The sequence below is a fragment of the Roseofilum capinflatum BLCC-M114 genome (genome assembly GCF_030068505.1).
GTDB classification, from domain to species: Bacteria; Cyanobacteriota; Cyanobacteriia; order Cyanobacteriales; family Desertifilaceae; genus Roseofilum; species Roseofilum capinflatum.
In genome coordinates this window covers 1-6,775 of record NZ_JAQOSO010000118.1, presented here as the reverse complement: position 1 = coordinate 6,775, position 6,775 = coordinate 1, and the positions used below count along the sequence as shown (strand labels likewise).

6 protein-coding genes are annotated in these 6,775 nt (G+C 44.5%); 1 reads left to right on the top strand and 5 read right to left on the bottom strand.

The window, feature by feature from the left end:
* Positions 1-194: 194 nt before the first annotated feature.
* Both PMG25_RS23420 and PMG25_RS23415 read right to left on the bottom strand, forming a co-directional pair.
* Entirely contained in the window at positions 195-1,592 is a 1,398-nt protein-coding gene (locus PMG25_RS23420; RefSeq protein ID WP_283769322.1) for a hypothetical protein, read from the bottom strand.
* Positions 1,555-3,063: a hypothetical protein gene (locus PMG25_RS23415; RefSeq protein ID WP_283769321.1), complete on the bottom strand. Its 1,509-nt coding sequence runs from the start codon at positions 3,061-3,063 to the stop codon at positions 1,555-1,557. The genes PMG25_RS23420 and PMG25_RS23415 overlap by 38 nt, the downstream gene beginning before the upstream one ends.
* A 146-nt stretch (positions 3,064-3,209) precedes the next feature.
* Between PMG25_RS23415 and PMG25_RS23410 the strand changes: the two genes are divergently transcribed.
* Entirely contained in the window at positions 3,210-4,637 is a 1,428-nt protein-coding gene (locus tag PMG25_RS23410) for a carotenoid oxygenase family protein (protein WP_283769320.1), read from the top strand.
* A gap of 43 nt (positions 4,638-4,680) precedes the next feature.
* Here the strand turns inward: PMG25_RS23410 and PMG25_RS23405 are convergent, their stop codons facing one another.
* The 3 genes from PMG25_RS23405 to PMG25_RS23395 form a co-directional block, all read right to left on the bottom strand.
* Entirely contained in the window at positions 4,681-6,156 is a 1,476-nt protein-coding gene (locus PMG25_RS23405) for a leucyl aminopeptidase (protein WP_283769319.1), read from the bottom strand.
* A 129-nt stretch (positions 6,157-6,285) separates the two neighbouring features.
* Positions 6,286-6,504, bottom strand: coding sequence for a type II toxin-antitoxin system HicB family antitoxin (locus PMG25_RS23400; RefSeq protein ID WP_283769318.1), 219 nt, complete (start codon positions 6,502-6,504; stop codon positions 6,286-6,288).
* On the bottom strand, positions 6,501-6,722 hold the full coding sequence (locus PMG25_RS23395) for a type II toxin-antitoxin system HicA family toxin (RefSeq protein ID WP_271939012.1): 222 nt from the start codon (positions 6,720-6,722) through the stop codon (positions 6,501-6,503). Before PMG25_RS23395 ends, PMG25_RS23400 begins: the two co-directional genes overlap by 4 nt.
* Between the last annotated feature and the right edge of the window lie 53 nt (positions 6,723-6,775).

The following is a 6,775-nucleotide window of genomic DNA, read 5'->3' as shown; positions in this document are numbered from 1 at the left end:
AGCAAAGATTTTGCTTTTGTTGTGGTATAATTTGTGAAAATGAAAACCCCCTGCTCCCCAAGGAAACTGACTCTTCAGAAACCGGGTATCGGCTAAAGGGCCCGACACCGGATGGATACAGAGAGGAGTTTCAGGTGAATCAGGAAGTAGGGATGGGTAAAGGTTCTGTTGTTCTCTAAGCCAAATCTCTGGATTCATTGCAGCCACTCCTTCACTTGATTCACCCTGCCAGTATATTTGTCCTTACATGCCTCAATCTCCGCCTCAATCCCCACCCATTGAACCAATTGATTAAGCCATTGTACCGCCGTATCTGCCAGTTGAGGATTAGCATCTAACTCCCAATCAATCTCATCTCCCAGTAAACTATGATAAAGCTGATTGCGAACGGCAATAAAACCTAAACCTGCCACCCAACAGTTAACATAAAACTTTCTAAATTCTGGCCATTCTGATTCAGTCATTTTATCCACTCCATCAAAATAAAACTCTATGGTATGAATTTTTTTCTTAAATTTGCCTTTACTCAACAATTCTTTCACCAAATTACTAATATCAGCCCTAGCCACATCCACCGTATCGCCCCCCTGAATAAACTTGAGCTTCCTGTCTTGCCATCTATATTTTCCACTTCCACATCCCTGCTTCTCCACCAGTAGCAAGATCGCCAATTCAAACGCCCCTGCCATTCTCAAATACCAATGCATCCAGTGATGGCGATGTTCAAATGCTTTCTCGCTCCACAAAGCAATCCCAATCCTCTCAATGACCGCTTTACGCGGATCGACAAATTGACCCATTAAATTAAAAGATAAGGCTTTATCTAAATCTTCTAAACCTTCTGCCAACTCTTTATAGTTAGTATGATTTTTGTCCAGTAATTGCCGCGCTCCACTAAAATCCTGAATCTCCAGTAACTCTCGAATTTGAGAATCCTTTAATCGCCATTGCCAATAATGTCCTTGATGAACCTCTGGACAAATTTTATCTTCACTAGAGATATAAAGGAAATCAATGTTATCTATACCCGCGACTTTCTTCTCAATTCCCCAAAGATACAACGCTCCAACCAGCGCTGGTGTCCCGCTACTATGTTGAATCGTTAATCGATCCACTGTTATGACATCATTTCCATTTTGCGTAGGATTAAAATGAAGGGATTGTTTTCCAAAATCAAAAGTAAAGTAACAATTCAAGAAGGGACGAATCTTATCTGCCATTTTCTCCCAATCAGCCGCGTTATCTACTTGAAACTCTAGTAAATGACCATTGACGTTTTCACGGTTAAAGAAATTCTCTAGAATGTTTTTCCACCAAATTCCATCAGATTTGAGAATCTCAGGAGAAGATGTTGTGGGTTGCTGGGTAAGGATAAAAGCAAATCTAACATCATTGTTATCATCATTATTAAATTTAGTTCGAGTTAATGCCAATAGAGGCATATTAAAGGATTGATTTTGTAATCTTTGTAATCTCTGAATTTTTGCTTGAATTTGCTCAGGAGTTCGCTGATCGCCGATCGCTTCAACACCGGTTTTATTCCCAATTTGAATATCACTGTTTCCCAGAACTTGTAAAATAAGATGAGTCATTGTTTGAGTTTCTCCAGACAGCACCCGACATATCGCAACCGTAATAATCTTGACTTAGTTTAGATTCTATCAATGCTTGTTTAAGCGCTGGCAAAACCTTGGTTTCCCTTATGGTTTTTACTGAATAACCCGTAATTAAAGCAACAAATGCACTCAAGGAAACTGCACCAATGAAACCAGACTGACCTCCTGAATGAAAGAGTATGCCAGCAGTTGAAGCAACGATCGCCCCAGAACCGAGTCCCGCACTCATATAATATACTGTATCTTGGAGTTGGCGATCGCGCTGCATCAGGCAATATTCATGCATTTCCTGAACTTCACCATTGACCTCTGTATACAACGCATCCAGTTGAAATATATCCCTCCATTTACAGTAACAGCGATGTTGATTATCTTGTTGCATCACTTGCAGAAAATATCCCCGTGCTGTAAACAGCAACATCTGATCGCGAATTTTTTGGAAAACCTGTATATTATTTTCAACATCTTTTTGTTGACCTGACATTCGCCAATTTTCAGCCACTTGTTCCGATAAATGAATCAATGCAAATCGTTGATGCAATGCCAAGATAAAAATTAAGAAATATTGCTTCTTCAAGTGATCGACTAAATTATTTTTCGCCCAGTCTGTGTCAGGCGGATTCCAGCCATAAAAGCCTCCTCCTTCTAAGGAAAACAACCAGTAGTGATTTTCAATGTAGGGCAAGATATTATATTTTTCCTGACCAACCTCTAACTCAGAGGGATGGGGATAAATGTCCTGTCCGCTATGGAAAAATTTATTGAGTCTATAAATAACTTTAGCCTGAACCTCTGAGTCTCCACCTTGACTGAAAATGCTAAAATAAGCCAGCATTTTATTATAAATAAAAATCTCCTTACACCAATTTAATTTATCGGGTATTGATAAAAGTTTTTCTTTGATTATCGATTTAAGGTGTTGTGGTTTATTTGATTTTTGACAACAACACTGAATCTTCTTCCTGCCTATAAACCTAAAGTGGTAAATAAAATCCATCCATTCATCCAATCGATTGGAATGACAATGAGTTCGGAGGATCAGAAAGCCAACTCCAATCTTGAATAACGCTAATTCGACAGCAGGAACATTCAGTCCATTTCTGCCGGTTTTAGTCCGGGAGTCAAATTGGAATTGAATAACCTTCCCTTTTACTTTGATTGCCCAAACCTCCTCTTCATCAAGGTTGAGTTCTTTCTTTAATTCACAAGTCGGCTCAAAGAAAATAGCGGTTCGGTTATCAAGATGGGTATGAGTATGTTTTATTCCTAAATAATTGGCTACAGGAGAGAGGAGATAATCAGAAATTCCCCTAAGCTCTCTGGGTTCCCACGAATCCTGAAAATGTTTAATAATTTGCGGGTACTCCTCTGATTCAAACCGGAAGGGATAAACAAAGTTAACAAACGATCGCTCTAAGACCTCTAGTTTTGCTAAATCTTCTTCCATAGGACAGAGGAGAATTCAATAGTCAGGATACCCAGGCATTATATCAATTAAAAATTGAACATTAAATATGGGTATGGATTGGGTACAATGGTCTAAGTGGGTCTCATTAAGTTACAATCATTGTCTCGATCGCTATTCAATACTCTATGTCCTCCCCAACTCAATCCTATCCGGCTTGGAGTCAAGCAGTTGATCAACCGGCCACTGAATTTCCTTCAACTGAGCTTGAGATCCTGGAAGGGGCGATCCCCGCAGGGCTACGGGGCACGCTGTATCGCAATGGCCCCGCACGCTTAGAACGGGGTGGGGTGCAGGTGGGTCATTGGTTTGATGGGGATGGGGCCATTCTGGCGGTTCACTTTAGGGACTCAGGAGCAACGGGGGTTTATCGCTATGTGCAAACGGAAGGCTATTGTGCAGAGGGTGAGGCGGATCGATTTTTGTATCCTAATTATGGCATGACTGCCCCTGGGCCGTTGTGGAAGCGGTGGGGAAAGTCCCCGAAACATTCGGCGAATACCTCGGTTTTGGCTTTACCGGATAAGCTGTTGGCTCTGTGGGAAGGCGATCGCCCCTATCGGTTAGACTTAGAGACATTAGAGACTGAGGGAAAAGATGACCTATCCCAGTTACAGCCAGGGATGGCCTATTCTGCACACCCGAAAGTGGATGCTCAAACTGGGGAGATTTTTAACTTTGGTACAATGCCGGGAGCCAAGCCAAAGTTGTGTTTATATAAGAGCGATCGCACCGGTAAAATCATCCAAATGGGCCAACATCCCCTCAAGAGTATGTCCATTGTCCATGATTTTGTTCTCGCAGGCCCCTATTTGGTCTTTTTCATTCCCCCCATTGAGTTGAATTTATTCCCGATTTTACTAGGAACAAGCAGTTTTGCCGATGCTCTACAATGGAAACCCGATAAAGCTACGCACATTCTCATTTTCGATCGCCAAACCCTCTCCCTAGTCCAGGAACAGGAAGCCCCTCCCTGGTTCCAGTGGCACTTTAGCAACGGGTTTATGGATGAACAGGGGAACCTAGTGATTGATTTTGCTCGCTATCAGGACTTCCAAACCAATGAATTTCTGCGGGAAGTGCCCAGTGGCAAAACTCATACCGAAGCTTTAAGTCAATTGTGGCGATCGCATCTTAACCCCAAAACCGGCCAACTGCTCGACCATTATCCCCTGATCGAGCAGCATAGCGAATTTCCCATGGTCTCCCCCCTCGAAGTTGGACAACCCACCCGCTATACCTATCTTTCCATGCATCGTCCAGGAACCCCATTAGGTGAAGATTTACTCAATGTCATAGCCCGTTGGGACAACCAAACCCAAACCCTAGAGATTGGCGATCCGGGTATTGGATCATACCCCACAGAACCCCTCTATGTCCCCGATCCAGAAACCAGGGATAACGGTTGGATCTTGACGGTGGTTTACCATTCCTCTAGCCATAGCAGCGAAGTCTGGATTTATGATGCTCACCACCTCAGTGATTCTCCCCTTTGTCGGTTAGGATTACCCAGCGTTATCCCCATCGGATTTCATGGTACTTTCCGCTCTGTTTGACCTGTATAGAAGGGATTGGAAAAACCAACCCCTAAACCTGACGTTAACTCAATACCCAATTGACCAAAGAGCGAACGGGGAAACCGGTGGCTCCAGCGCTATGGTAACGGTCGTCTTTATCTGTCCAAACTGGAGCAGCAATATCTAAATGCATCCAAGGGGTTTCCTTGATAAATTGCTTCAAAAAGAGAGCCGCAGAAATGGAACCGCCTGCCCTTGCACCGGTGTTTTTCATGTCAGCAACGACAGATTTCATGCTGTCAAAATAGCTCTCTTCTAAGGGCATCCGCCAAAACTGTTCTCCAGCCAGTTCGGAGGCACTCATAAAGTCGGCGGCTAGGGTGTCATCGGCTGTCCATAACCCGGCAATTTTATTGCCCAAAGCGACGACACAAGCGCCGGTTAAGGTGGCTAAATCAACGATCGCCTCAACTTCCAGTTTTTCAGCAAATACCAGAGCATCCGCTAAGGTGAGACGACCTTCGGCATCCGTATTGTTGACCTCAATGGTTTTACCATTGGAGGCTTTGAGGATATCCCCCGGATGCATGGCATGGCCGCTAATCATGTTTTCGGTGGCGGCGGAGATAAAATGAACTTCGACATCGGGTTTGAGTTGGGCGATCGCCTTGGCAGCGCCTAATGTGGCTCCGGCTCCTCCCATGTCGGTTTTCATCATCTCGATGCTACTCCCGGCTCCAGCTTTGATATTCAAGCCACCAGAGTCAAAGGTTAACCCCTTACCGACAATAGCCAACTTGCGGCGCGGTGTGCCTTGGGGTTTGTAGGTGAGATGGATAAATTGGGGGGGCAGATCGGAGGCTTTAGCCACGCCCAAAAATGCGCCCATTCCCAGCTCTTCGCATTCTTTTTGCCCTAAAACTTCCACTTCTAAGCCATAGTCTGAGGCGATCGCCTTTGCCGTCTCTGCTAAGGTAATCGGGGTGACCTCATTGGCGGGCGCGGCCACCAATTCCCGTGCTAAAATCACCCCAGAACAGATGATCTTGGCTTTCTCTAGAGCCGCTTCCGTACCACCTAAGCCTAACAGCGCCACCGTTTGCAACTCTGGGGGTTTCTCCTCCGGTTCCGACTTAAAGCGGTTATCCTGATGTAACCCTAACTCAATGCCCTCGGCGATCGCCTGAGCGGTTAAGGGGCGATCGTCATTCAACAGAGGTAAACTCACACCCAACGTTTGGCAGCGTTCCTTTTGGGCCAACTTAGCCGCCGATGCTCCCCCCTGACGCAGGGTATCGGCATTCAGCTTGTCCGCTTTCCCTAACCCCACCAAAATTAGTTTACGGATCGGGTATTTTTTCCCTAACCGAGTAAAAATGGTGCTACCATTTTTACCCTTAAATTCTGTATCTTCAATGAACTCAGCCAGAGCGCCGTCGAGCTTCTCGTCCAGTTGCGCCAGATCTGCACTCAGTTCCACCGCATCCTCAAAAAATCCCAGGGCAAGAGCATCCCCCGTCCAATCTAACCGTGGCGTATCTGTAGGTTGAAATTCCATCGTTGTTCAAATAAGTGTACCGTTTCCTTTGATCAGTATAGTGCCCTTCGCACTGGTCATGAGTAATATCAAGTCCGGTTAATCTGTAAGGTAGCGATCGCATCTTTGCTATTGGCGATCGCCTGGAATTTAAGCAGCAACTGAACCTGGACTTGGAGGAGTTAAACCCTCTTCTTGGCAATACTCAAGATAACCCGCGATCGCTTCTTGTGCATTGGCGATCGCTTCTTCATAGCTATGTCCATAAGAACAAGGTTGCATGGCTAATTCAGCAAACTCTGGTAGAGTCACTAGATAAAGTTTGTCCTCTTCTGACCATTGGATGAGTAAAGTATACCGGTAATTCATTCTTCTGTTTCCTCCCTTTCTATGGCTTCTAACTGTTGAATCGCTTTCTTTAACAATTTTTCTAAATACAAGGGTGTATCTTGACCATCTCTAAAAGCAATCGTAATTAATAGCTGTAGTTGTGGATGTTTCCAGTTTTGATGGCTACCCTTACCACGGCGTTGCACAAATCCTAATGCAATTAACTCAGCCTTATACTCTCTAATTTTTCTCGGCATATAGCAAACCTAAATGAGTTGTGTAATGGCTGCCCCTCATCCCCCTGCCCCCT

What these genes read in the sequence shown, in the direction of transcription:
- PMG25_RS23420 (WP_283769322.1), bottom strand. Translation starts at nt 1,592, where the DNA reads ATGACTCATCTTATTTTACAAGTTCTGGGAAACAGTGATATTCAAATT.
- PMG25_RS23415 (WP_283769321.1), bottom strand. Translation starts at nt 3,063, where the DNA reads ATGGAAGAAGATTTAGCAAAACTAGAGGTCTTAGAGCGATCGTTTGTT.
- PMG25_RS23410 (WP_283769320.1), top strand. Translation starts at nt 3,210, where the DNA reads ATGTCCTCCCCAACTCAATCCTATCCGGCTTGGAGTCAAGCAGTTGAT.
- PMG25_RS23405 (WP_283769319.1), bottom strand. Translation starts at nt 6,156, where the DNA reads ATGGAATTTCAACCTACAGATACGCCACGGTTAGATTGGACGGGGGAT.
- PMG25_RS23400 (WP_283769318.1), bottom strand. Translation starts at nt 6,504, where the DNA reads ATGAATTACCGGTATACTTTACTCATCCAATGGTCAGAAGAGGACAAA.
- PMG25_RS23395 (WP_271939012.1), bottom strand. Translation starts at nt 6,722, where the DNA reads ATGCCGAGAAAAATTAGAGAGTATAAGGCTGAGTTAATTGCATTAGGA.